The sequence below is a fragment of the Pseudofrankia coriaricola genome, assembly GCF_001854805.1.
Taxonomy (GTDB): domain Bacteria; phylum Actinomycetota; class Actinomycetes; order Frankiales; family Frankiaceae; genus Pseudofrankia.
The window spans coordinates 39,583-62,951 of sequence record NZ_MBLO01000207.1 but is presented as its reverse complement, the minus strand read 5'-3'; the positions used below and the strand labels follow the sequence as shown (position 1 = coordinate 62,951).

The 23,369-nt window shown below is 72.9% G+C and carries 17 protein-coding genes and 1 pseudogene; 4 read left to right on the top strand and 14 right to left on the bottom strand.

The genetic code is table 11. The features are described from left to right. Together BCD48_RS22850 and BCD48_RS22845 are read left to right on the top strand one after the other, a co-directional pair. A pseudogene (locus tag BCD48_RS22850) lies at window positions 1–386 on the top strand (DUF4162 domain-containing protein); the annotation flags it as partial. Next, a complete protein-coding gene (locus tag BCD48_RS22845) occupies window positions 383–1,201 on the top strand; it encodes an ABC transporter permease (RefSeq protein WP_083419054.1) in 819 nt (272 codons plus the stop codon). The pseudogene BCD48_RS22850 and the gene BCD48_RS22845, both read left to right, overlap by 4 nt. A gap of 12 nt (window positions 1,202–1,213) precedes the next feature. On the opposite strand, the gene BCD48_RS22840 is transcribed toward BCD48_RS22845, so the two are convergent. The 8 genes from BCD48_RS22840 to BCD48_RS22805 all read right to left on the bottom strand — a co-directional run bounded on the left by BCD48_RS22840 (window position 1,214) and on the right by BCD48_RS22805 (window position 13,641). After that, a complete protein-coding gene (locus BCD48_RS22840) occupies window positions 1,214–4,222 on the bottom strand; it encodes a DEAD/DEAH box helicase (protein ID WP_491677166.1) in 3,009 nt (1,002 codons plus the stop codon). A 456-nt stretch (window positions 4,223–4,678) separates the two neighbouring features. After that, window positions 4,679–5,713 (bottom strand): twin-arginine translocase subunit TatC, encoded by a 1,035-nt coding sequence (tatC, locus tag BCD48_RS22835; RefSeq protein ID WP_071050430.1) that lies wholly within the window; start codon window positions 5,711–5,713, stop codon window positions 4,679–4,681. A gap of 232 nt (window positions 5,714–5,945) precedes the next feature. After that, the gene (gene tatA / locus BCD48_RS22830) at window positions 5,946–6,266 is read right to left on the bottom strand and encodes a Sec-independent protein translocase subunit TatA (RefSeq protein WP_071050429.1); all 321 of its coding nucleotides are present in this window, start codon (window positions 6,264–6,266) and stop codon (window positions 5,946–5,948) included. Window positions 6,267–6,561: 295 nt separating this feature from the next. Then, window positions 6,562–6,783: a hypothetical protein gene (locus BCD48_RS22825; RefSeq protein ID WP_071050428.1), complete on the bottom strand. Its 222-nt coding sequence runs from the start codon at window positions 6,781–6,783 to the stop codon at window positions 6,562–6,564. 26 nt (window positions 6,784–6,809) lie between these two features. After that, window positions 6,810–9,032, bottom strand: coding sequence for a helix-turn-helix transcriptional regulator (locus tag BCD48_RS55855; protein WP_071050427.1), 2,223 nt, complete (start codon window positions 9,030–9,032; stop codon window positions 6,810–6,812). A gap of 191 nt (window positions 9,033–9,223) precedes the next feature. Next, on the bottom strand, window positions 9,224–9,919 hold the full coding sequence (locus BCD48_RS22815) for an FKBP-type peptidyl-prolyl cis-trans isomerase (protein ID WP_241841924.1): 696 nt from the start codon (window positions 9,917–9,919) through the stop codon (window positions 9,224–9,226). Window positions 9,920–10,536: 617 nt separating this feature from the next. Next, window positions 10,537–11,895 (bottom strand): Pup--protein ligase, encoded by a 1,359-nt coding sequence (gene pafA / locus BCD48_RS22810; protein ID WP_071050426.1) that lies wholly within the window; start codon window positions 11,893–11,895, stop codon window positions 10,537–10,539. Window positions 11,896–12,183: 288 nt separating this feature from the next. Further along, on the bottom strand, window positions 12,184–13,641 hold the full coding sequence (locus tag BCD48_RS22805; protein WP_241841926.1) for a hypothetical protein: 1,458 nt from the start codon (window positions 13,639–13,641) through the stop codon (window positions 12,184–12,186). 227 nt (window positions 13,642–13,868) lie between these two features. Here BCD48_RS22805 and BCD48_RS22800 point away from each other — a divergent pair, with 227 nt between their 5' ends. After that, entirely contained in the window at window positions 13,869–14,603 is a 735-nt protein-coding gene (locus BCD48_RS22800; protein WP_071050425.1) for a dienelactone hydrolase family protein, read from the top strand. A gap of 236 nt (window positions 14,604–14,839) precedes the next feature. Here BCD48_RS22800 and prcA read toward each other — a convergent pair whose 3' ends face one another. The 6 genes from prcA to arc all read right to left on the bottom strand — a co-directional run bounded on the left by prcA (window position 14,840) and on the right by arc (window position 22,234). Then, the gene (prcA, locus tag BCD48_RS22795) at window positions 14,840–15,580 is read right to left on the bottom strand and encodes a proteasome subunit alpha (protein ID WP_071050424.1); all 741 of its coding nucleotides are present in this window, start codon (window positions 15,578–15,580) and stop codon (window positions 14,840–14,842) included. A 1-nt stretch (window position 15,581) separates the two neighbouring features. Next, window positions 15,582–16,409 carry a proteasome subunit beta gene (gene prcB / locus BCD48_RS22790; protein WP_198543355.1) on the bottom strand — a complete coding sequence of 276 codons (828 nt, stop codon included), beginning with the start codon at window positions 16,407–16,409 and terminating at the stop codon, window positions 15,582–15,584. Continuing rightward, complete coding sequence (locus tag BCD48_RS22785) at window positions 16,385–17,425, bottom strand: endonuclease VII domain-containing protein (RefSeq protein WP_083419051.1); 1,041 nt, start codon at window positions 17,423–17,425, stop codon at window positions 16,385–16,387. Before BCD48_RS22785 ends, prcB begins: the two co-directional genes overlap by 25 nt. A 97-nt stretch (window positions 17,426–17,522) precedes the next feature. After that, on the bottom strand, window positions 17,523–17,741 hold the full coding sequence (locus tag BCD48_RS22780) for a ubiquitin-like protein Pup (protein WP_071050421.1): 219 nt from the start codon (window positions 17,739–17,741) through the stop codon (window positions 17,523–17,525). Window positions 17,742–18,471: 730 nt separating this feature from the next. Further along, window positions 18,472–19,989, bottom strand: a complete 1,518-nt coding sequence (dop, locus tag BCD48_RS22775; protein ID WP_349308044.1) for a depupylase/deamidase Dop — start codon at window positions 19,987–19,989, stop codon at window positions 18,472–18,474. Window positions 19,990–20,425: 436 nt separating this feature from the next. Next, entirely contained in the window at window positions 20,426–22,234 is a 1,809-nt protein-coding gene (gene arc / locus BCD48_RS22770) for a proteasome ATPase (RefSeq protein WP_071050419.1), read from the bottom strand. Window positions 22,235–22,354: 120 nt separating this feature from the next. On the opposite strand from arc, the gene BCD48_RS22765 reads away from it, so the two are divergent. After that, on the top strand, window positions 22,355–22,675 hold the full coding sequence (locus tag BCD48_RS22765) for a ferredoxin (protein WP_071050418.1): 321 nt from the start codon (window positions 22,355–22,357) through the stop codon (window positions 22,673–22,675). Window positions 22,676–23,369: the final 694 nt, after the last annotated feature.

Sequence of the window (23,369 nt, the reverse complement as noted above, 5' to 3'; positions counted from 1 at the left end):
AGGCCCGCCTGGGTGCCGAACGTGCCGAGCTGACGTTCCCCGACGACGCGGCCTACTCCCGTGCCGTCGCCACCCTGCGCGCCGCCGTGCCCGCCCAGCCCACGGCTCCCCCGCCAACCGCGGCGGCGTCGTCCGCGGCGTCGGACACCGACGCGGCGGCCACCGGGGCGGGCCTGGCGGGCGGCGAGGTCGACGTCGACGCGGACCCGGTGGCCCGCCGGGTCGGCGTGCCCACCGACGGCACCGCGGCCGCCCTGCGCCACCTGCTCGACGACCTCGACGGCCGCGGCATCGAGGTCGCGCGCGTCGAGCTGAGGGTCCCCACCCTCGACGACGTCTTCCTCGCCCTCACCGCCGGCTCCGCGTCCCGGAAGGACACCCGATGACCACCGCCGCCGTCCCGTCACGCCGCCCGCCCGCCGCCACCAGGCCCGCCCGTTCCGGCGGCGGCACCCCCGCGATGATCGGCCGGAGCCTGCGCCGGCTGCCGCGCCAGCCCGACACGGTGATCATCTCCGTCGCGCTGCCGGTGATGCTCCTGCTGCTGTTCGTCTACGTGTTCGGCGGCGCGCTTGACGCCGGCGGCGGCCGGGCCGCGTATCTGACCTACGTCGTCCCCGGGATCATCGTGCTGGCCTCGGGGTGGGGCGCGGCGTCCACGGCGGTCGCCGTCGCCGCCGACATGACGAACGGGATCATCGACCGGTTCCGGTCGATGCCGGTCCGCGGCCCGGCGGTGCTCACCGGCCACGTCGTCGCTAGCCTCGCCGCCAACGCCGTCGCGACCGCGCTGGTCATCGGCATCGCGCTGGGCCTCGGCTTCCGCCCCGACGCCGGCGTCGGGGGCTGGCTCGCCGCCATCGGGGTCGTCACGTTCTACGTCCTGGCGATCACCTGGGTGTCGGTCGCGCTCGGCCTGCTCGCCGGCAGCCCCGACGCGGCGAACGGGATGACGTTCTTCATCCTGTTCCTGCCCTACGTCAGCAGCGGCTTCGTCGCGACCGACACGATGCCCGGCCCGCTGCGCGCGTTCGCCAACCACCAGCCGCTCACCCCGGTGATCGACACCGTCCGCGGCCTGCTCGTCGGCGGCGGTGCCGACGGCTCGGACCTGGCCGCCGCCCTGGTCTGGTGCGCCGGCATCCTGCTCGTCGGCTACACCGCCTCCGCCGTCATCTACCGCCGCCGCTCCGCCCGTTGACGGCCCGGGGCGCTAAACGGTCATCGAGTAGGCGACGACGCCGCGGCGCAGGGCGTCCATGGCCTCGCGCGCGGTGGAGCGCAGGGGGGACCCGGCGCCGGCTGTCTGGGCGATCTGGTCGAGCAGGTCGAGCAGCTGGCGCATCCAGCGGACGAAGTCGCCTGCGGTCAGCTCGGTCGCGTCCTCGCCGAGGATCCGCTCCAGCGACCGGCCCGACGCCCAGCCGTAGGCCGCGGTGACGAAGCCCAGCTCCGGCGGGCGCAGGAAGTCCAGGCCATGCTCCTGTTCGACGCCGGACAGCTGGACGTAGATCCGGTGGGTGGCGCCGAGCGCGGCCCGCAGGTCCTCGTCGCCGGGCAGCGCCGGCATCGCCAGGTCGTCGCCGCGCGGCTCGAACACCAGCGACGACACCGCGGCGGCCAGCGCCGCCGGCGTGAGCGGCTCCCACACGCCCCGGTCGAGGCAGACCGCCACGATCAGGTCCTGCTCGGTGTAGATCCGGGCGAGGCGCGCTCCCTTCGGGGTGACGGTGTCACCGTCCAGGTAGTCGAGCTCGGTCAGCGCCGCGCGGACCCGGTCGAACGTGCGGGCGACCGTGTTGGTCCGGCCCTCGACCTTGCGGGCCAGCGCCTCGGTCTCCCGGCGCAGCCGGGTCGCGCGCTCGGCCTTGCGCAGGTGCTCCTCGCGGCGCGGGCAGTCGTGCACCGGGTGGGCTCGCAGCGCGCGGCGCAGCCGGGCGAGCTCGGCGTCGTCGGACGCGGCGGAGCGGGCCCGCTCCCGCTTGCCGGGCTCGGCGCGCAGCTCGGCGTGGTGCAGCGAGCTCGCCAGGTCGCGCCGGGAGCGGGCGTCGCGGGGGTTGAACGTCCGCGGCACCCGCACCCGGCCGAGCGGCTCGACCGCGACCGGGAAGTCGATCAGGGAGAGCCGCCTGACCTGCCGGTCGGCGGTGAGCACCAGTGGGCGCGGCTCGTCGACGGAGCGCGGGTCGACGGCCACGTCGAGCACGACCGCGAGCCCCATCCGCCGCCCGGCCGGCACCCGGACCACGTCGCCGGTGCGCAGCCGCGCCAGCGCCTCGGCCGCCTCCGCGCGGCCGTGGGCCGCGCCCTCGCGCGAGAGGCGCTTCTCCCGCTCGCGGATGTCGCGCCGGATCTGGTCGTACTCGTGGGCCGAGCCCCGGTCGCACTCGACCTCGGCGGTCAGTTCGTCGAGCGCCGCCTGGTTGCGCCGCACCTGGCGCGCGAGCCCGACGACGGCCCGGTCGGCCTGGAACTGGGCGAACGACGACTCCAGCACGGTGCGGGCGCGCTCGGCGCCGAGCCGGCCGACCAGGTTGACGGCCATGTTGTAGGAGGGGCGGAACGACGAGCGCAGCGGGTAGGTGCGGGTCGAGGCGAGCCCGGCGACGGCCAGCGGGTCCAGCCCCGGCTGCCAGAGCACCACCGCGTGGCCCTCGATGTCGATGCCGCGCCGGCCGGCCCGGCCGGTGAGCTGGGTGTACTCGCCGGGGGTGATGTCGGCGCGGGTCTGGCCGTTGAACTTCGACAGCCGTTCGAGGACGACGGTGCGCGCCGGCATGTTGATGCCGAGCGCGAGCGTCTCTGTCGCGAACACGGCGCGGACCAGGCCCCGCACGAACAGCTCCTCGACGACCTCCTTGAACACCGGCAGCATCCCGGCGTGGTGCGCGGCCAGGCCCCGCTCCAGCCCGTCGAGCCACTCCCAGTAGCCGAGGACGCGCAGGTCGCCGTCGGGGATCCCGGCGGTGCGGGCCCGCACGTGGGCGCGGATCTCGGCGGCCTGCTCGGACGTCGTCAGCCGCAGCCCGGCGGCCGCGCAGGCCGCCACCGCGGCGTCGCAGCCGACCCGGCTGAACACGAAGGTGATCGCCGGCAGCAGGCCGTCGCGGTCGAGCCGCTCGATCACCTGCGGGCGGCTCGGCACCCAGGGCCGCCGCCGCGGCCGTCCGCCGGGGCCCGGCCGCCCGGAGCGCGACCACTCCGGCCCAGAGCTCTCCAGCCGGGCCAGCCGCAGCAGCTCGGGGTTGACCGGCCGGCCGTCCGAGGCAACCGCCCCGACGGCCCGGTCCCCCGCGCCGTTCCGGTCGTCGCCGGCCCCGGCCGGGCGGTCGTCGCGGCCGCGCTGACCATCATGGCTGTTACGGCCACCCCGGCCCGGCCGGGCTGGCCCGGCGTCGCGGGCCGCGCGGCTCTGCCGTCCGGGGGCGCCGACGCGGCCGGGCCGCTCGCCGCGCGCGCCGTCGCGGGCCCGATCCCGGCCGGCGGCGGCACCAGGGCCGGGACCGGACCCGGGCCCCGCGGGCTTGAGCGCGCGAGGGCCGCCGTAGACGTCACCGAGCGGGGCGGCGTCCTCGACGAACAGGTCGTAGAGCGCGCGGTCGGCCAGGACGTGCTGCCACAGCGGCACCGGCCGGTGCTCGGAGACGATCACCCGGGTGTGGCCGCGGACGGTGACCAGCCACTGGGCGAACTCCTCGGCGTTGCTCACCGTCGCCGACAGCGACACCAGCTGGACATGCGCCGGCAGATGGATGATCACCTCTTCCCAGACGGCGCCGCGCTGCCGGTCGGCGAGGTAGTGGACCTCGTCCATGACGACGTAGGCGAGGTCGTCGAAGCGGTGGCTGCCCTCCGGGGAGGCGTAGAGCATGTTGCGCAGCACCTCGGTGGTCATGACCACCACCGGGGCGTCGCCGTTGCGGGAGGTGTCGCCGGTGAGCAGGCCGACGTTGGCCACGCCGTGGGCGGCGACCAGGTCGGCGTACTTCTGGTTCGACAGCGCCTTGATCGGCGTGGTGTAGAAGCAGCGCCGCCCGCCGCGCAGCGCGAGGAACGCGGCGAACTCGCCGACGATCGTCTTGCCGGCGCCGGTCGGCGCGGCGACGAGCACTCCCTCGCCGGCGGCGAGGGCCTCGCAGGCCTCGACCTGGAAGGGGTCGAGCCCGAACGGGTAGCGCGCCGCGAACTGCGCCAGCGCCACCACCGGGTCGGTGACCGCCACCCCGGGGGGCTTCTCCTCGGCCTCCGCCTCGAGCTCCAGGGCGAGCTCGGCGTCCAGCTCGGCCGTCAGCTCGTCGGCCGGGGCCGCGGGGGCCGGCCACGGCCCGGTCTCCCGGCTGGTGAGCTCCGCGGTGTAGGAGAACTGGTCGGGATCGGCGAGTTCGCCCGGAGGCCCGGCGCCGCGGGCCGCACCGGCGGCGGGGAGGCCGTCCTGGGCGGCCGGGACGGCGGACCTGGCGGACGACTGGTGGGCACGCGGGGCGCGGTCAGCGGGATCAACCCCGCCAACGTCGCCGTCCGCCCCCGTGGCGGCGTCGACTTCCGCACCCGGCTCGGGTGGCTGGGAGGTCACGCCTTCAGGTTACGGGACCGGACCGACAGGCCAGCCCGGGCGCCGGGCGGCGCCGCCCGGCAGGTGGGCCGGCGGATGGACGGGTGGTTTGAGCTGCCGGACCGCTCAGGTGGCGTCGCCGGCAGCGGCGCCGGCCGAGTCGGCCGGCGCGCCGGCCTCGGCGAGCGCGGCGAGCGCGGCGAGCTGCTTGCGGGCCTTGCGGCCGGCCCGGCCGTCCTGCTGGGCCTGCGCGGTGAGAGCCGCCACGCGCCGCGACTCACCGGAGTCGTCGAACTCCAGCGGCGAGGCCGCGTCGTCGTCGAGGTCCGAGTAGACGGACGTGTCACCGCGCAGCTTCCTGCGGCGGTCGTTGAGCCAGCCGATGAACAGCGCGAGCTCGTACAGGACGATCATCGGCAGGCCGAGCGCCAACATGGTGAACGGGTCCTGGCTCGGCGTCACGATCGCGGCGAACACGAACGTCAGGAAGATCTCGGCCCGCCGCCACGACCGCAGCCGCTTCGTGGTCACCAGCCCGGCCAGGTTGAGCAGGCAGATCAGCAGCGGGACCTCGAACGAGATGCCGAAGATGAGCAGCATCGCGATCACGTAGCTGAGGTACTTATCCGCGGACAGGAGGCTGACGAGGTGCTCGCCGCCGAAGCCGAGCAGCAGCCTGAGCCCGGTCTCCAGCGTCAGGTACGCGAACAACCCGCCGACCGCGAACAGCACCAGCGAGGTGGCCACGAAGGTCAGCGCCCAGCGCCGCTCGTGGCGGTGCAGGCCCGGCGTGATGAACGACCAGAGCTGGTAGAGCCAGACCGGCGCGGAGAGCACCGCGGCCGCGATCGCGGCGACCTTCAGCTCGATCATGAAGGCGCCGGTGATGTCGAAGAAGTACAGCTGGCAGTTCTGGCCGGCCTGCTGCGCGCGCAGCTTCGCGGGCAGGTCGCAGTACGGCCCCGTCAGCCAGTGCATGATCGTGTTCTTGAAGACGAAGGCCACGACCAAGGCGGCGAGGAACGCCAGCAGTGCCTTGAACAGCCGGTTGCGCAGCTCGCGCAGGTGCTCGGTCAGCGGCATCCGGCTGTCCTCCACCGTGCGCGTGCGCCGGTGGTTGACAGACGAGGCGAGGCGCCGCGGCGAAGGGAGGCCAGGCACGTTCGGGCCGCTCCTGCTCACTGGGTCGGGGACGTGGGTCTACGGAAGGCCGCCGGCCACCCGTCACGACGCGCCACGGCCGGGGGCGCGGCGAGGTCGGCCTGTCGGCCCGCCCGGCCGCCGACCCGGGTACGACGGCGAATCGACGTGGTCAGGCCGCCGACCCGCACCGGGCTGGCGTGCGACGCGACCCCCACCGGCCCGAGTCTCGTGCCGTCGGCGGCACGAGGGGTCAGTGCTGCTGCTGGGCCTCGACCGGGCCGACACCGTTGGCCGACGGGGCCTGCACGGCATCGTGCTCGAGTTCCGCGACCCGCTTGCGCAGCGCGTCGACCTCCGACGACTCCAGCTCCGCCTTCGGGGTGGCGATCGGCTTCGGCGACGGCGCAGGGGTCGGCGTTACGTCGTCCTCGCGCAGGCCCTTCGTCTCCGCCTTGAAGATCCGCAGGGAGCGGCCGAGCGACCGTGAGGCCTCGGGCAGCTTCTTCGCCCCGAACAGGACCAGCACCACGATCGCGATAATGATGATCTCGGTCGTACCCAGGTTCGGCATGGCAGACGTCCTCCGGTGTCCGATGACCGGTGCTGCGACCGGTGCGAGCCTGATGTTACGTCGAGAGCATAGGTCGGAACAGACAACAGCCAGGTAACCCACAGATGACGGAATGAGCCCACAACCCGTCTACCTGCATCTTCCGGCGTATGAATCTTCCGGCGTATGAAGCCGGCCGATCGGCCCTTACGTCGCCGTCCTGGCTGGTCAGACCACATACGTCATCCGCCGAGATTTACGGACAGCGCGGGAGGAATGACGGCGGCGGATCACCGAGCCCGGGCCGGTCGGTCGGTCAGCCCGCCGCGGATCGCTCGGCGAGCCGGGCCGTCACCTCGGCGGTGTCGAGCCGGGCCGACAGGGCTGTGGTCTCGGCCGACAGGCCGGAGACCTGCTCCTTGAGCTCGCCCGCCGTGGACCGCGCCGCGCGGACCTTGCGCCACACGGCCAGGGCACACAGCACGAGCAGCAGGAGTGACCCGACGATCAGCGCGACGTCGACCAGAACCCACGGCATGACCGATCACCCTACCCGCGCGCCTGTCAGGAAGAGGCGGTGTCGTCGTAGGCCGTGAGGGCCTTGGCGGCCGCGTCGTGGATCTCGGTGACGAGGGTGGGCGGGCCGACGACCCTGGCGTCGCCGCCGAGGCCGAGCAGCAGGCGGCGCAGCCACGCCGTCCCGGTCGCGTACAGGGTCATGCGCAGGCCGCCGCCCGGCAGCTCCGCGGTGGACTCGACGGGGTAGTGGTCGGCCGCCCAGCGGGCGGAGGCGGACAGGTCGACGACGGCGAGCAGGTCGCCCGGGCCCGGGGTGAACACCCCGGCGCTGACGTCACGGACGGCCGCGTCCGGCGGCGGGGCCGCCCGCTCGTCGAGCACCCGCACGCCGGCGGCGCCGCCGACGATGGAGTCCAGACGGAACATCCGCACCGCCTCGGCGCGGTGGCACCAGCCCTCCAGGTACCAGTGCCCGTCCATCGACAGCAGCCGCATCGGGTCGACATCGCGCTCGGTGAGCTCGTCGCGCGACCAGACCAGGTAGCGCAGGTGCACCCGGCGCCGCTCCCGCAGGGCCCGCTGCAGCACGGTCAGCACCTCGTTCGGCGGGTCGAGCTGGACGCCGACCCGCTCGGTCGGGCGGCTGCCGATCGCCTCCTCTATCCGCTCGACCGCCCGTTCCAGCGCCTCCCGGCCGGCGAGGCCCGGCAGGTCGGCGAGCGCCCGCGCGGCGACGACCAGGGCGGTCGCCTCGTCCACGGTCAGGCGCAGCGGCCGGTCCAGGGTCTGCGGGTCGACGACGGTGATCTGTCCGCCCTCGTAGCTGATGTCGATCAGGTCACCGGGCGCGCCCCCGGGCAGGCCGCAGATGAACAGCAGGTCCAGGTCGTCGCGCAGCTGGCGGGCGGTGATCCCGAACGCCGCGGCGGCCGCGTCGACGGAGACCCCCGGCCGCGCGCGCAGCCACGGCACCAGCGCCAGCAGACGGGACAGCCGGTCCTCCGACGGCGCCTCGCCCGCCGCCCGGCCCGCCGCCCGGCCCGCCGGCCCGTCGGCCCGGCGCCGCCCGCCGCCGTTACCGCCCGCTCCCGCGGCGGAGGCCGAGGAGCCGGCGCCGCCAGCCGTGTCCGTGGTGCCCACGGCGGCGGTCGTCGGGACGGAGGCCGAGGCGGCCGCGCCACCGGCGGCGGCGCGCAGCCGGCGGACGACCTCGGCGCGCATGTCCGGCGGGTCGAGGACGACGACGTCGGCGCCGTAGCCGGCCACCCAGCGGGCCATCCGCTCGACGTCGGCGAAGCCGATCCGCAGCACCTCCATGTCCGCGCCGACCCCGGGGCGTGCCTCGCCGGCCTCCCCCACCGGGACGGGTACGCCGGCCGCGCCGGACACCGCGGCGGGGCGGCCCCGGCGGCGCAGCGCATGGCCGGCGCCGACCCGGACCGCGAGCGTCGCCGTGCGCACCCGGTCGGGGACGGACGACGAGGACATCGTCACCATCGCCCGCAGGTCCACACCCGCCGGCACCGCCACCGCGCCCGCTGGGCCGACCGGGCGCACCGGCCCGGTGACCCGGGACAGGCGGAACACCCGGGGCGCGCCGCGGCGGCGGTCGTGCCCGGCCAGGTACCAGCGGCCGCGCCAGGACAGCACGCCCCACGGCTCGACGAGGCGCTCCGCCGGCTCGGCCTCCCCCGGCTTGCGGTACGGGAAGCGCACGGCACGGCGTTCCTGGACAGCGGCCAGGCACGGCTCGAACGCCGCCTCGGCCGCGTCGACGCGCGGCTCGAGCCCGTCGAGGCCGAACAGCTCCGCCGGCCCCGGCGCCCCGGCCGGCCTGGCGGGGGCCTCACCGGGCGGACCGGGGCCCAGGCCGGGGCTGGTGGCGGCTCCCCCAGCGGCGAGCTTGCGCAGCGCGCTCGCCGCGGGCGCCGCCAGCGACGCGGTCGACCACAGCCGGGTGGCGAGCGCCAGCGCCGCCGCCTCGTCCGGGGTCAGCCGGATCTCGGGCAGCGCGTAGTCGTCGCGGCGGATCCGGTACCCGACCTCGTCACCGTAGGAGTCGGACCCGGTCTCCAGCGGGATGCCCAGGTCGCGCAGATACTGCTTGTCCCGCTCGAACATCCGGCGGAACGCCTCGTGCTCGTCGCCGTCTCGGCCCGGCTCGTAGCCCTCGACCATGTCGCCGATCTCGGACACGGTCAGGAACCTCGACGTCGCCATCAGGCACATCGTCAGGTTGAGCAGCCGCTCCAGCCGTCGACGGGACACACCCGGTGAGGTTATCTGCCGTCAGGGCAACCGGGACGCGAGGCCGCACAGCAGTTCGACGCGCGCCCGCCACGGGCTCCCGTGGATCCGTATTATGCCGCCTGTTGCGGCCCGCTGGGGGCTGCGACGGCCGGCCCATGGGTGCCTGTTGGCCGTCCGGCTGGAAACGCGGATACGCGCCCGCGCGCCGGTCAGCTGCTGGCCGCGGGGTCCGTCGGGGCGGTGGTGGCGCCCGCGGCCCCGGAACCGCCGAGGTCGAGAAGGTCCACGACGAAGACGATCGTGTCGTCGACCTTGATCGGGCCGCTGCCACCCTGCGGCCCGTAGCCCAGCGCGGGCGGGATGATGATCATCCGCCGGCCGCCGACGCGCATGCCCTCGACGCTGTCCTTGACGCTGCCGCCGATGCCCTGGGCGAAGCCGGCGATGACCTGGCTCAGCGTGAACGTCGCCGGCTCGCCCTGGGTCCAGGAGGCGTCGAACTTCTCGCCGGTGTTCCACAGGACGCCGACGTAGTTGACCGTCACGTTGCTGTCGAGGCTCGCCTGGGCACCCTGGCCGACGACCAGATCCTTCACGGTCAGCGCCGTGGGCGGCACGCCCACGCCGGCGCCGACAGCCGGCTCGACCGTCAGGTTCGTCGGGTTGCCCACGACCGGCAGCACGGTCGGCGCCTCGGTGACGGGCGCCTTCGTCGTCACCGGGGCCGCGGCGGTGCCGTCGGGGGCGGTACCCGCGTCGCACCCGGCGACGGCGGCGCCCAGCAGGACCACCGCCACCGCACAGCCGGCGACGACCCGCCGACCGTGCCCCCGGCCGCGGGAACCAGCCGCGGCGGCCAGCGGCGCGAACGGACGGGTGGGCACGGGGCGAAGACTCGTCGTCACGGGAGGGTGCGTCCTTCCTGGATGGCGGCGGATGACGTGGACGACCTGCCGGCGCGCCTTCCGACGAGATACCGAGCGGATGCCGACCAGATCCGGAGGCATCCTCGCAGAGCCCGAAACCCTTCCGCCACCACCGCCCGCCCCAGTTCCCCCAGGCCACCGCCCCCACAACGCTCCCCCGCCAAACCCCCGACCCCCACCGCCGAGACACGACCGGCCAGAAGCACAAGACGTGGACAAACGCTCCCCGCCACGCTGCGACCCGGACCGCCCGCACCACGACCGACCAGAAAGCACGAAACGCGGACAGTCATCCATATGCGGCGCCGCTGTTTCGCACGCCAGCGAAAAGTCATGAGAGTGCGCAACACCCGGGCATCCCACGGGTTCGATGTCAAATCACACGATGGGACGGTGTCGTTCCAGCGAGCAAGCAACGCAACCCGACCACCGCTGGTGACGGCGCCTCAGCGCAGCGCCAACCCGACCACCTCGTCAGCCCGGACCCAGCGTTACCACCGCTATATGCCAGGACCCGGAACCACGTGGGGAGGGCGCCCAGCGCCCGACAGGCGCTGCCCGGTTGCGGGCGCGGAGCGTCCGGCAACGGGAGCGCCCTACATGGACGCGATCAGCTTGTCGACGCGGTCGTCGACGGAGCGGAACGGGTCCTTGCACAGGACCGTGCGCTGGGCCTGGTCGTTGAGCTTGAGATGGACCCAGTCGACGGTGAAGTCGCGGCGCTTCTCCTGCGCCCGCTTGATGAACTCGCCGCGCAGCCGCGCCCGGGTGGTCTGCGGCGGCTTCGACTTCGCCTCGAAGATGTCCAGGTCACGGGTGACCCGCTCGACGAGCCCCGCCTTCTCCATCCGGTAGTACAGCCCGCGCTCGCGGTGGATGTCGTGGTACTTCAGGTCGAGCTCGGCGACCCGCGGCGAGGCCAGCGACACGTCGTGGCGGGCGCGGAAACGATCGATGAGCACGTACTTCGTCACCCAGTCGATCTCCCGGGCGACCAGCTCCAGGTCGTCGGTCTCGATCGCCAGCAGCGTACGGCCCCACAGGTCGAGCACCCGCTTCGCGACCGCGTCACCGCCGCGGCGGTCGACGAACTCCACCGCCTTGGCGTAGTACTCCCGCTGGATGTCGAGCGCGCTGACCTCCCGTCCGTTCGCCAGCCGGATCTTGCGCTGGCAGGTCATGTCGTGGCTGACCTCGCGGATGGCGCGGATCGGGTTCTCCAGCGTCATGTCACGCAGCACGACGCCCGCCTCGACCATGCGCAGCACCAGGTCCGTCGCGCCGACCTTGAGCAGCATCGTCGTCTCGGACATGTTCGAGTCGCCGACGATGACATGCAGCCGGCGGAAGCGCTCGGCGTCCGCGTGCGGCTCGTCGCGGGTGTTGATGATCGGGCGCGACCGGGTCGTCGCGCTCGACACCGACTCCCAGATGTGCTCGGCCCGCTGGGAGATGCAGTAGACCGCGCCGCGCGGCGTCTGCAGCACCTTGCCGGCCCCGCAGAGGATCTGGCGGCTCACGAGGAACGGGACCAGCACGTCGGCGAGCCGGGAGAACTCGCCGTGCCGGCCGACCAGGTAGTTCTCGTGGCAGCCGTAGCTGTTGCCCGCCGAGTCGGTGTTGTTCTTGAACAGGTGGATGTCGCCGGCGATGCCCTCCTCGCGCAGCCGCCGCTCGGCCTCCACCAGCAGGCCCTCCAGGATGCGCTCCCCGGCCTTGTCGTGGGTGACGAGGTCGGGCACGGAGTCGCATTCCGGTGTGGCGTACTCGGGGTGGCTGCCCACGTCCAGGTAGAGGCGCGCCCCGTTCTTCAGGAACACGTTGCTGCTGCGGCCCCAGGACACGACCCGCCGGAACAGGTAACGGGCCACCTCGTCCGGGCTCAGCCGCCGCTGGCCGCGGAACACGCAGGTGACGCCGTACTCGTTCTCCAGGCCGAAGATGCGGCGATCCACACCTGGACCCTATGCGCGTCGCCGTCTCCGCGCGGCCGGACGCACGCGCCGGCCCCGGGAATTCGGCACGCCGGGCCGGTCGGCGTCACGAACCGTCAGAAAACTCGTCATTTCGGCTACGCCCGGCGACATACGCCGCCATCTCCCGCGGCGACGGCGGCCCCACGGCCGACCGGGCCGAAAGCTCGCGGCCGCCCGCGAGCGGCCTGGCGTGGCCCTCCCGGACATGCGGGCGGGCCGTCAGGCCAGGGGTAGGCCGGGCCGCCTGCCCGGACGGCGGGCGACCGCTCAGCGGACCGGCGGGCCGGCCGGCGGCACGGTCCGCGCCGAGCTCTCCGCCCGAGCCCACACGTCCGCCGCCGGCGCGGGCACGACCGGCGTCGGCGCCGAGGCGGGAACCGGCACGGGGATGCCGGGGAAGCCGACCGCCTCGTCGTCGTCCTCGTCCGGCGTCTCGGCGCGCCGGGAGCCGCCAAGCCAGCCGCGGGTGTCGCCGACCATGACCAGGGCCACCCCGAGCGCCGCCCACACCGTCAGCACCGCCGCCGGGTCCCCGCCGCCGGCGCCCCGGAAGTAGGCCGCCGACCGCAGCAGTGTCACGCCGGCGCCCGGCGGGGTCAGCTGCCCGAGACCCCCCCACGGGGCCGGCATCATCTCCGGCGCCGACGACCAGGCCGACAGCGCCGCCGCGACCACGAAGAACACGAACCCGCCGGTGAGCCCCGCCGTCCCCGCCCTGGCGCCCAGCCCCAGGACCGTGCCGGCCACCGCGAGCGACAGCAGCGTCAGCACCCCGGCCGCGGCCAGGTAGGAGCCAGGCAGCACGTCCAGCCCGTAGCGCAGCGCCGCGGCCCCGGACGCCCCCGCCGCCACGGCGAGGCCGACGAGCCCCGCGAGCCTCACGCGGCGGCGCGGGGTCGCCCGCGCGAGCAGCACCCCGCCGGCGGCGACCACCAGGACCAGCGGCAGGTAGCCGGCGGACAGCCCGCCGCCGACGTGGTCGGCCGGCGCGTTCGGCACCACGTCCACCACCGGGATCTCGGCGTTCGGCGCGACCTGGGTGATGCCGTGCTGCATCGCCTCCGACACGGCCGGGCTCGCGGCCGACGCGACGTGCAGCGACAGCCCGCTCGGCCCGACCACGAACGCGGCATAGGCCTCGCGGGCGCGCAGCGCCGCGTCGGCGGCGTCGCCGTCGGCGACCACCCGGACCCGCAACGCCCCCGGCTCGGTGTCCGACAGCTGCTCGGCGAGTGCCTTCGCCGCGTCGGCCGGGCCCGCCGCCAGCACCGGCAGGGAGCGCGGGCGCAGGCTGGTGACGGTCCACCCGTACAGGCTGGTCAGCACCCCGACCAGTACCGCCATGCCGACGACGAGCACGACGAGCCGCCGAGCCTGCCGCCCACCGCCGTCGGCGGCCCGCGTCGCCGGGCCCGCCCCATCCGCCCTGTACGGCCCATACGGCCCGGTTGTGAAGGTGCCTGGCCCCGGCCGGCCCGGCGCGTACGGCTCCGGCACGGCCCACGCCGGCTCCGCGCGCGGGCCGCGCGGGCCCGTGCCCCGGCCGCGGATGCCGCCGGGTCCCGTGGTCCTGCCGGGCGCGCGGTGGCGCGGACCGCCACGGCCACCATCCGGGCCGGCCACCGAGTCCCGCGCACCGCCCCCGCCGGGGTCGTTTCCCTCGCCCGTCAGCACCCGGCCCCTCCCGCCCGCGGCGTGCCCGTCCTGACAGGCACCCACCACCATCACCGTCCGCTATCGTTCGCGCCGATCCTGTGGCAGCGAGCCGGCGTGCGCACGCGCCTCGCGGCGTGTCGTCGCGAACCGGCGGCAGAGTCCCGGCAGAGGGCCGGATAGAGGATCCGACGCCCGGCGTCGACGCCGCGGGGCAACTCCGACATCCCACCGGACGGCCTCGCCCCGCTCCCCCGCCCGGGCCGCCATCACTCCCGCGGGGCGGAGACGATAGGGCCATGTCCCATGCCCACAACACGCCCACCGAGGCCGCGGCCCCCGGCGGCGCGCCACTGACCGTCCGCGCCCCCGCCGGGGCGCCGCGCGGCGGCGTCGTCGTCGTCCACGACGCCCGCGGCATCACCCCGTACCTGCGCTCCGTCTGCGAGCGGCTCGCCGCCGCCGGCTGGCTCGCCGCCGCGCCGCACCTGTACCACCGCCAGGGGATCGCTCAGACCCCGGCGGCGGGCGGTTGGCCGACCGCGGCCACCGACATGCTCGCGTTCACCGGCGCGGAGATCGCCGCCGACGTCGACGCGGCCCTCGCCTACCTGGGTACGGCCGGCGTCGGCGAGGAGAGCCGCGCGATCATCGGCTTCTGCATGGGCGGCACCGTCGCGCTCGCCACCGCCACCCGCGCGCCGCTGGCCGCCGCGGTCTCGTTCTACGGGGGCGCCGTCAGCGCGCCCTACTGGGATGGCATCGCGCCGCTCGTCGAGCTCGCCCCGGCGCTGCGCGGCCCATGGCTCGGCCTTTACGGGGAGGAAGACGCGCTGATCACGCTGGCGGAGATCAACGCGCTGCGGGAGGCTGCGGCCAAGGCGCCGGTCCCCACCGAGCTGGTCTCCTACCCCGGCGCCGGCCACGCCTTCCACAGCGACGACCGGGCCTCCGTCCACCGCCCCGAGGCCGCCGCGGATGCCTGGTCGCGCGCCCTCGCGTTCCTCGACGAGCACGCGGCCAAGACGGCATAGCCGAGACGGCCCGGCCGGCGCGCCGCGGTCATGGCGGCGCAGGCAGGACCGCTCGCCTGACGGCAGCCGCGGGCCGCCGGGCCGCCGTCAGGCGGCGGATTCCTGCCAGGCCGCTTCGGATCGCCAGGCGGGGCATCAGTGGCCTCGAGAGGCTCCTGCAGCCGCGGCGGTGGGCACCAAAGAGAAATCCCCGCCGGTTCGCGGACGCGGACCAGCGGGGATTTCTCGTGACACCGTCAGTCCGCCGCGGCGGCCGTCTCCGCGAGCAGGCCCTCGAGCTGGGCGCCGACGATGCGCTTGAACTGGCGGCGCGCCCGGGTGCGGTCGAGCACCGCCACCTCCAGGTTGGCCGACGAGAGCACCCGCTCGCCGTTGCCCGCCGCCACGCCGGGACCGGGCTGGACGCCGGCGGTGAGCGCCGTCACCGCGACCCGCAGCGCCGCCGCCAGCGGCTGGCCAGCGGTGTGGTGCTCGCGCAGCGACGTGTTCACCTGCTCGGACTGGCCGCCGATCGCCACGAAGCCCCGCTCGTCCGCGATCGAGCCGTCGTAGGTCAGCCGGTAGATCTGGTCCGACTCCGGCGTCTGCCCGACCTCCGCGACGACGATCTCCACCTCGTACGGCTTGACCGACTCCGTGAAGATGGCGCCGAGGGTCTGCGCGTAGGCGTTCGCCAACGCCCGGCCGGTCACGTCCCGCCGGTCGTAGGTGTAGCCCTTCATGTCGGTCAGCCGGATCCCGGCCGTGCGCAGGTTCTCGAACTCGTTGTACTTGCCGACCGCGGCGAACGCGATCCGGTCGTACACCTCGCTGATCTTGTGCAGCGTCGTGGACGGGTTCTCGGCCACGAACAGGATGCCGTCCGCATAGGTGAGGATCACGACGCTGCGGCCCCGAGCGATGCCCTTGCGGGCGTACTCGGACTTGTCCCGGACCCACTGCTCCGGGCTTGCGTAGCCGCCGAACGGCATGGTCACGTCATCCTCCAGGGTTCGTCATGCGGTCCGCGACGAGGGCATCCACCACGGCCCCCACCTCGTCGTCGGCGTACCGCCGGAACCCGTCGGCGGTGACGGCCGCGATCACCGGGAAGATCCGCCGGGCCATGTCCGGCCCACCGGTCGCCGAGTCGTCGTCCGCCGCATCGTAGAGCGCCTCCAGGCTGATCCGGACGGCGCGTTCCTCCGACAGGTCGTCCTTGTAGAGCTTCTTCAGCGCGCCCCTGGCGAACAGCGAGCCGGAGCCGATCGAGTGGAAGCCCTTCTCCTCCGAGCGGGCCGCGGCGATGTCGTAGGAGAAGATCCGCCCGGCGCCGCTGTCGAGGTCGTAGCCGGCGAACAGCGGGACCACCGCCAAGCCCTGCAGGGCCATCGGCAGGTTGCCCTTGACCATGAAGCCGAGCCGGTTCGCCTTCGCGTCCAGGCTGAGGACCGCGCCCTCGATCTTCTCGTAGTGCTCCAGCTCGACCTGGAACAGCTTCACCAGGTCCGCGCCGACGCCGGCCGTGCCGGCGTAGCCGACCGCCGAGTACTCGTCGGCGTGGAACACCTTCTCCACGTCCCTGGTCGCGATCAGGTTCCCCTGGGTCGCCCGGCGGTCACCGGCCATGATCACGCCACCGGGGAAGGTCACCGCCACGATCGTCGTCCCGTGCGCCACCTCGGTCGCGGGCACCGGCAGCTGTTGCCGGCTCCCGGGCAGCAGGTCAGGCGACGCGAGCGACAGGAACTCGGTGAACGACGACGTTCCCGGCATCATGAACACGGACGGTAGACGCCCGGCTACACCACTAGTTGGATCCGGCACGCATCCCCCTTCAAGTAGTTCGCCGCCAGCAGCAGGCGGTCCGGGTCATCCCCGAAGTTGCCCATCCCGGTGTTGCAGGTGAAGCACAAGATGCCACGGATCCGACCGGACGCGTGGTCGTGGTCCACGTGTTCCGGCGGACGAATCCGACAGACGGCACACGCGGCCCCCTGGGCGGCCACCAACGCGTCAGCCTGACTCTCCGTCAGACCGAACCGCCGACGGATACGCGTACCTACAACGTCACCGTGCCACTTCCCCGAGTCACCACGCCCGCGGGCCCCGAGACAAGCGGAGCAACAGGGCTGCATGCGATCCTCACCGACCTTGGCACCCTCGCTCCGGCGGGCCGCGAAGTCCGCGAACGGCTTGCGCTTGCCACAGCACATGCACACCCGGAAGCCCTGCGCCGCCATCAACGGCGAACCTCGGTGCTGGTGCATCCGGAGGTACCTGGCCGCCAGCCGCAGCCCGTACTCGTCGTCCCCGAAGTTGCCCAGCCCGACGTTGCAGGTGAAGCACAGCACACCCCGGACCCAGCCGGCACGATGGTCGTGGTCCACGTGGGCGGCCGGTCTCTCCACGCAGATCGCGCAAAGGCCACGCTGCTCGGCAACCATCGCTTCGACGTCCTGCTCCGTCAGGCCGTATCTCAACAGGAGGGCACGGCTGCGGGTGCTGCCGTGCAGACGTCGCGCGCTGGCGTACGAACGCGCGTTGTTGCACGGTCTGCAATAGGTGTGCAGGCCGTCCGCCGCGTTCTTCTTCGCAGCGAACTCTGCGGCGGGCTTGCGCTCGCCGCAGTCCGGGCACACCCGGTACCCGTCGGACACCAGCGGACGAGTCCGCCGAAGGTTCGTAAGGTCGCCCGCCTTCCTCCGGTAGTACCGCTCCCGGCCACGCCGACGGAAACACTCGATGCAGTAGCTATGCCGGCCGTCTCTGGCTTTCGGGTCACGGTGGAACTGATCGAGGGGCTTCTCGACGCCACAGTCCCGACACGCCTTTGTGATCATGGGACATAGGTACACCGAGGCCGTGACCTGCACAAACGCGCTTAGAGAACCGGGTCTTGACGTCTATCAATCAGTCATGGTAAGATTGGAATTTCGACTATTCTCCACCTTTTTGCACATAGCCGCGGACAAACTCCTCCGCGTTCTCCTCGAGAACGTCGTCGATCTCGTCGAGGAGCGAGTCCACGTCCTCGGACAGCTTCTCGTGGCGCTCCTTGAGATCTGAGGCGGAACGCTCCTCGACCTCGACCTCCTCGGTGTCGTCGTCACGACGGCTGCCGTGGGTCTGGCCCCCGCTGGTGTCCTTGCTCGGCATGACTGCCTCCTGTCGTCGCGGCCGGCGCGCCTGCGCCGCCCGTCCGTGCCGGCGCCGCCGCCCAGGCCCTGCCAGGCCCGTATCCGGACCAAGCCGGTGTCTGGCGAGCTATCCGCGCCGGCGGTGCCGATGGCCAGTCATGTCGTCGACCAGCCCGGGCGTCGTCGCCTGCGATCACACTATCCCGGCCCACCGACTGGTTTCGGCGGATCGAGAGAGCACCACTTCATCACGAACGTCGGCCTCCGTCCGGCCGTCAGCCCTCAGCGCAACGAAGGCTACCCACGCCCGGCCGCGCCCATTCAGCCACGTCACGGCCCCGTGAGGCCGTCGCGCGGCCCGTCAGGGCGGCCACGGAGCGCACAGGCGGCGCCGTCCTCACCACCCTGGCACGGCGCGGCCCATCGCGCCCCACAGCGGCGTTGGGCGCTGGACGGCGGCCGGGGCGCGTCAACTGGCCTGACGTCGTGCCGGCAGCCCGTCCACGCAACCCAGCCACCGAGTGGTGACGGCGCATCAGCGCTGCGTCGCCCTAGCAACGTCCTCAAGCCGAGACCAGACCAACCCCGGTCATATGCCCTAACCCCGGAACCACGTGGGGAGCAGGGTCCCTGCCGGATCCGGGTTCCTGCTTGATCGGCTTCGCCGATCAAGCAGGTCTGGGAGCTTGCGGAGCCGATCTGGGAGGTCAGGCTCGGCGCCCGACGGACGGGCGCCCCAGCGCCCGTCCTTATTTGCCGGAGAGGGCGTCGACGAGCTCGGCGGCGGTGCGGCAGCGCTCCAGCAGGGCGCCGACGTGGCTCTTGGTGCCGCGCAGCGGCTCCAAGGTCGGGACGCGCTGCAGGGAGTCGCGGCCGATGTCGAAGATGACCGAATCCCAGCTGGCGGCGGCGACCTGCTGCGGGTACTGCGCGAGGCAACGGCCGCGGAAGTAGGCCCTGGTGTCCTCGGGGGGCTCGGTCATGGAGCGCACGACGTCGTCCTCGGTGACGAGCCGGTCCATCCGGCCGCGGGCGACGAGCCGGTTGTAAAGGCCTTTGTCGGCGCGGACGTCGTGGTACTGCAGGTCGACGAGCTGGAGCCGCGGGTCGTTCCAGGGCAGGTTGTCGCGGGTGCGGTAGCCCTCGGCGATGGAGAGCTTGGCGACCCAGTCGAGCTCGCGGGCGCAGGTCATCGGGTCGTCCTCGAGCCGGGTGAGAACGGACTCCCAGCGGGCGAGGATGTCGACGGTCTGCGCGTCGGCGTCCGTGCCGTAGCGGTCCTCGACGTACTTGCGGGCCTGTTCGAGGTACTCCATCTGCAGCTGGATGGCGGTCATCCTCCGCCCGTCGCGCAGGGTGACCAGGTGGCGAAGGCTCGGGTCGTGGGAGACGGCCCGCAGGGCGGCGACCGGCCCGTCGACGGACAGGTCGACGGTGAGCCAGCTGTCCTCGATCATCGACAGCACGAGCGCGGTGGTGCCGACCTTGAGATAGGTGGCGATCTCGCTCATGTTGGCGTCGCCGATGATGACGTGCAGCCGGCGGTACTTCTCCGGGTCGGCGTGCGGCTCGTCGCGGGTGTTGATGATGGGGCGTTTCAGGGTGGTCTCGAGCCCGACCTCGACCTCGAAGAAGTCGGCGCGCTGGCTGAGCTGGTAGCCGGCGGTGCGGCCGTCGACGCCGACACCGACACGGCCGGCGCCGCAGAAGACCTGGCGGGTGACGAAGAACGGGGTGAGGTTGCGGACGATCTCGCCGAAGGGGGTCGACCGGGCCATGAGGTAGTTCTCGTGGCAGCCGTAGGAGACGCCCTTGTTGTCGGTGTTGTTCTTGTAGAGGTGCACCGGGTAGGTGCCGGGGACGTGCAGGGCGCGCCGCGCGGCCTCGGCCATGACCCGCTCGCCGGACTTGTCCCAGAGCACCACGTCGCGTGGGTTGGTGCACTCGGGGGCGGAGTACTCGGGATGGGCGTGGTCGACGTAGAACCGGGCGCCGTTGGTCAGGATGACGTTCGCCAGGCCCAGGTCGTCCTCGTTGGCGGGCGCGGACGGGTCGACGACGGGCTCGCGTGGCGTCTCGAAGCCGCGTGCGTCCCGCAGCGGGGACTCCTCCTCGAAGTCCCAGCGGGCCCGGCTGCCGCCGCTGGCCGTCCGGTTGGCATACGAGTTCACCACCAACGACGAGGCGAGCATCTGGTTGGTGTTGGGCTGACCAGGCACCGAGACGCCGTACTCGGTCTCCACACCCATGATCCGGCGAACGCTCACTCTGTCAGCGTAGGCGGTCGGCGGCCGGTTGGTCGGCCAGACAGCCCCGCAGTTTTATTGGTTCGCTCCGTCCGGGCGCCGCGCTCCGGCCCCGTACTCGCTTCGCTCCCACGGGACCTCCGCGCGGCGTCCTCCTCCGCGAACAGGGCGCTACGGCGACCTCGCTGCGGCCCAACCCACTTCGCTGCGCTCGTGGGCCGGGCCTCCGCGAGGCGCGCCTCCGCGCCCGCACGGTCACCTACCGCTGAACGTCACCAATCCGAAGTGGCCTCGTCCGTGCGTTTCCTTCGCTGCGCTCGGTGCCGAGCCCTCCACGCCCGCACGGCCACCCGCTGCTGCACGTCACCAACTACCAGGCGGTCTGGTCTCGTCGCGGAACGCGCGAGGCCGGCCCGTCCCCGGTGGATGCGGGGGCGGGCCGGCCTCGGAGCTGCCTCTACAGGTACTGGCCCGTGTTGGCGATGGTGTCGATCGAGCGGCCGGCCTCGGTGCCCTTGGTGCCGGTGACGAGCGTGCGGATGTAGACGATCCGCTCGCCCTTCTTGCCGGAGATGCGGGCCCAGTCGTCCGGGTTGGTCGTGTTCGGGAGGTCCTCGTTCTCCTTGAACTCGTCCATGCAGGCCTGGAGCAGGTGCTGCATCCGGATGCCCTTGACGCCGCCCTCGATGAGCTCCTTGACGGCCATCTTCTTGGCACGGGCCACGATGTTCTCGATCATGGCACCGGAGTTGAAGTCCTTGAAGTACAGGACCTCCTTGTCGCCGTTGGCGTAGGTGACCTCGAGGAAGCGGTTGTCCTCACTCTCCGAGTACATCCGCTCGACGGTCCGCTGGATCATCGCCTGGACGGTGGCCTCGGGACTGCCGCCGTTCTCGGCCACGTCGTCCGGGTGCAGCGGCAGTTCGGGCAGGACGTACTTCGCGAAGATGTCCTTGGCCGCCTCGGCGTCGGGCCGTTCGACCTTGATCTTCACGTCGAGCCGGCCGGGGCGCAGGATGGCCGGGTCGATCATGTCCTCGCGGTTCGAGGCGCCGATGACGATCACGTTCTCCAGCAGCTCGACACCGTCGATCTCGGCGAGGAGCTGCGGGACGATCGTGTTCTCGACATCCGAGGACACGCCCGAGCCGCGGGTGCGGAAGATCGAGTCCATCTCGTCGAAGAACACGATGACCGGCATGCCCTCGGACGCCTTCTCGCGCGCCCGCTGGAAGACCAGCCGGATCTGCCGCTCGGTCTCGCCGACGTACTTGTTGAGCAGCTCGGGGCCCTTGATGTTGAGGAAGAACGCCCGACCGGACCCGTTGCCGCGCAGCGCCTCGACCTTCTTGGCGAGCGAGTTGGCGACGGCCTTGGCGATGAGCGTCTTGCCGCAGCCGGGCGGGCCGTAGAGCAGCACGCCCTTCGGGGGCTTGAGCTTGTGCTCTACGAAGAGGTCCTTGTACAGGAACGGCAGCTCGACGGCGTCGCGGATCGACTCGATCTGGCCCTTGAGGCCGCCGATCTGCTCGTAGCCGATGTCGGGGACCTCCTCCAGGACGAGCTCCTCGACCTCCGACTTGGGTATCCGCTCGAAGGCGTAGCCGCTGCGCGGCTCGATGAGCAGCGAGTCGCCCGCGCGCACCGGGCCGTCGAGCAGCGGCTGGGCCAGCATGACCACCCGCTCCTCGTCGGTGTGCCCGATGACGAGCGCCCGGTCGCCGCTCTCGAGGATCTCCTTGAGCAGCACGATCTCGCCGTGCCGCTCCCAGGCCCGCACCTCGACGACGTTGAGAGCCTCGTTGAGCATGACCTCCTGGCCTGGGCGCAGCCCGTCGATGACGACGTTCGGCGAGACCGTCACCCGAAGCTTTCGGCCCTGGGTGAACACGTCGACCGTGCCGTCGTCGTACGGGGTCAGGAAGATCCCGTAGCCGCTCGGCGGCTGGGCCAGCCGGTCGACCTCCTCCTTGAGCGTGACGATCTGGTCACGTGCCTCCCGGAGGGTGGCCACCAGCTTCTCGTTGTGTGCCGTGGAGCTCGCCAGGTCCGACTGGATCTCAGCGAGCCGTTCCTCGAGCACCCGGACCTGCCGGGGCGACTCTGACAGCCGCCGTCGCAACATGGCCACTTCCTCCTCGAGGAAGGCGACCTGCGTCGTGAGCTCGTGCACTTCCTTCTGGTACGCCGACGTTCGTGCCGCTTCGGCGTCACCAGGACGACCCGTGCTCCCATCGGAGCCAGAGCCCGAGCGGGGATCGGACACCGCGCCTCCACCTCCCCCGTGCTGACCGGGACGCACCCAACACTACCGTTGTGACCGCCGCTGACAGGCAAGGTCCGCAAGGACGGCCGGGCTTTGTCGTAAACAGCGGGTTACGGTGCCATGGTGACAGACGATCGGAGCCGCGTGGCAACTCCTTCGAACTCGGGTGTCTCGGCCGGGCTTCGGGTGCGGATCGACCAGGGGGCGTGCACCGGTGACGGCCTGTGCGTCACCCGGGCACCTTCCGTGTTCGAGCACGACATCGACGGCCTCGCGTACGTCAAGAGCACCGAAGGCGAGCTGCTGACCCAACCGGGCGCCCGGGTGGTGATTCCGCTCCCACTCGTGGACGCGGTGGTCGACGCGGCCGATGAATGCCCCGGCGACTGCATCTACGTGGAGCGGCCCGACGGCACCCTGGAAGCCGGCCCGGGTTCCTGACGCCCGCCTCCCGTGCCGCATGGGTCCTCACTCTGCCCGCCGGGTCCGCGCCTCGCCAGCTGGGGCTGTATCTCTGGTTCGCTCCGTCCGGGCGGCGCGCTCCGGCCCCTTACTCGCTTCGCTCCCAAGGGGCCTCCGCGCGCCGTCCTCCTGCGCTCACGGGCGCTCCGGCGACCTCGCTGCGGCCCCCCTACGTCGCTTCGCTCGTAGGAGAGCCTCCGCGAGGCGCGCCTCCGCGCCCAGCCCGGTTGCGTCCCGCTGTAGGTCGCGAGCCCGAAGCTGCTGTCTCGGTGGGGGCACGTCGCTTCGCTCGTGGACGGCCTTCGCGCCTGATCGGCACGGAACGCGACCAGCACCGATCCAGACGTTCCACGAGCGAAGCGACGTGGCTCCCGCGAAGATCTGGCTACGGTTCGGGGGTCGGTCTTGGCTTGGTGACGTCACAGCGGCAGGCGACCGAGCTGGCGCGGAGGCGCGCCTCCGCGGAGGCCCTCCTACGAGCGAAGCGACGTAGGGGGGCCGCAGCGGAGGTCGCCGCAGCGCACGTTCGCGGAGGAGGACACGGCCCGGAGGTAGCCCGCGAGCCGCCAGGCGAGCGGGCTGCCGGAGGGCCGTGTCCGCACGGAGCGAACCAGAGACACAGCCTTCTGCGCCGACCCCGTCTCTGTCCTCCGAGGTCCCGGGTTAGTTCCCT

Excerpts from the sequence above, each read along its gene's own strand:
- BCD48_RS22825 (WP_071050428.1), bottom strand. The coding sequence starts at position 6,783 with ATGCCGTGGGTTCTGGTCGACGTCGCGCTGATCGTCGGGTCACTCCTG.
- BCD48_RS22800 (WP_071050425.1), top strand. The coding sequence starts at position 13,869 with ATGTCCCATGCCCACAACACGCCCACCGAGGCCGCGGCCCCCGGCGGC.
- BCD48_RS22845 (WP_083419054.1), top strand. The coding sequence starts at position 383 with ATGACCACCGCCGCCGTCCCGTCACGCCGCCCGCCCGCCGCCACCAGG.
- tatA (WP_071050429.1), bottom strand. The coding sequence starts at position 6,266 with ATGCCGAACCTGGGTACGACCGAGATCATCATTATCGCGATCGTGGTG.
- BCD48_RS22785 (WP_083419051.1), bottom strand. The coding sequence starts at position 17,425 with ATGATCACAAAGGCGTGTCGGGACTGTGGCGTCGAGAAGCCCCTCGAT.
- BCD48_RS22805 (WP_241841926.1), bottom strand. The coding sequence starts at position 13,641 with ATGGTGGTGGGTGCCTGTCAGGACGGGCACGCCGCGGGCGGGAGGGGC.
- BCD48_RS22780 (WP_071050421.1), bottom strand. The coding sequence starts at position 17,741 with ATGCCGAGCAAGGACACCAGCGGGGGCCAGACCCACGGCAGCCGTCGT.
- BCD48_RS22765 (WP_071050418.1), top strand. The coding sequence starts at position 22,355 with ATGGTGACAGACGATCGGAGCCGCGTGGCAACTCCTTCGAACTCGGGT.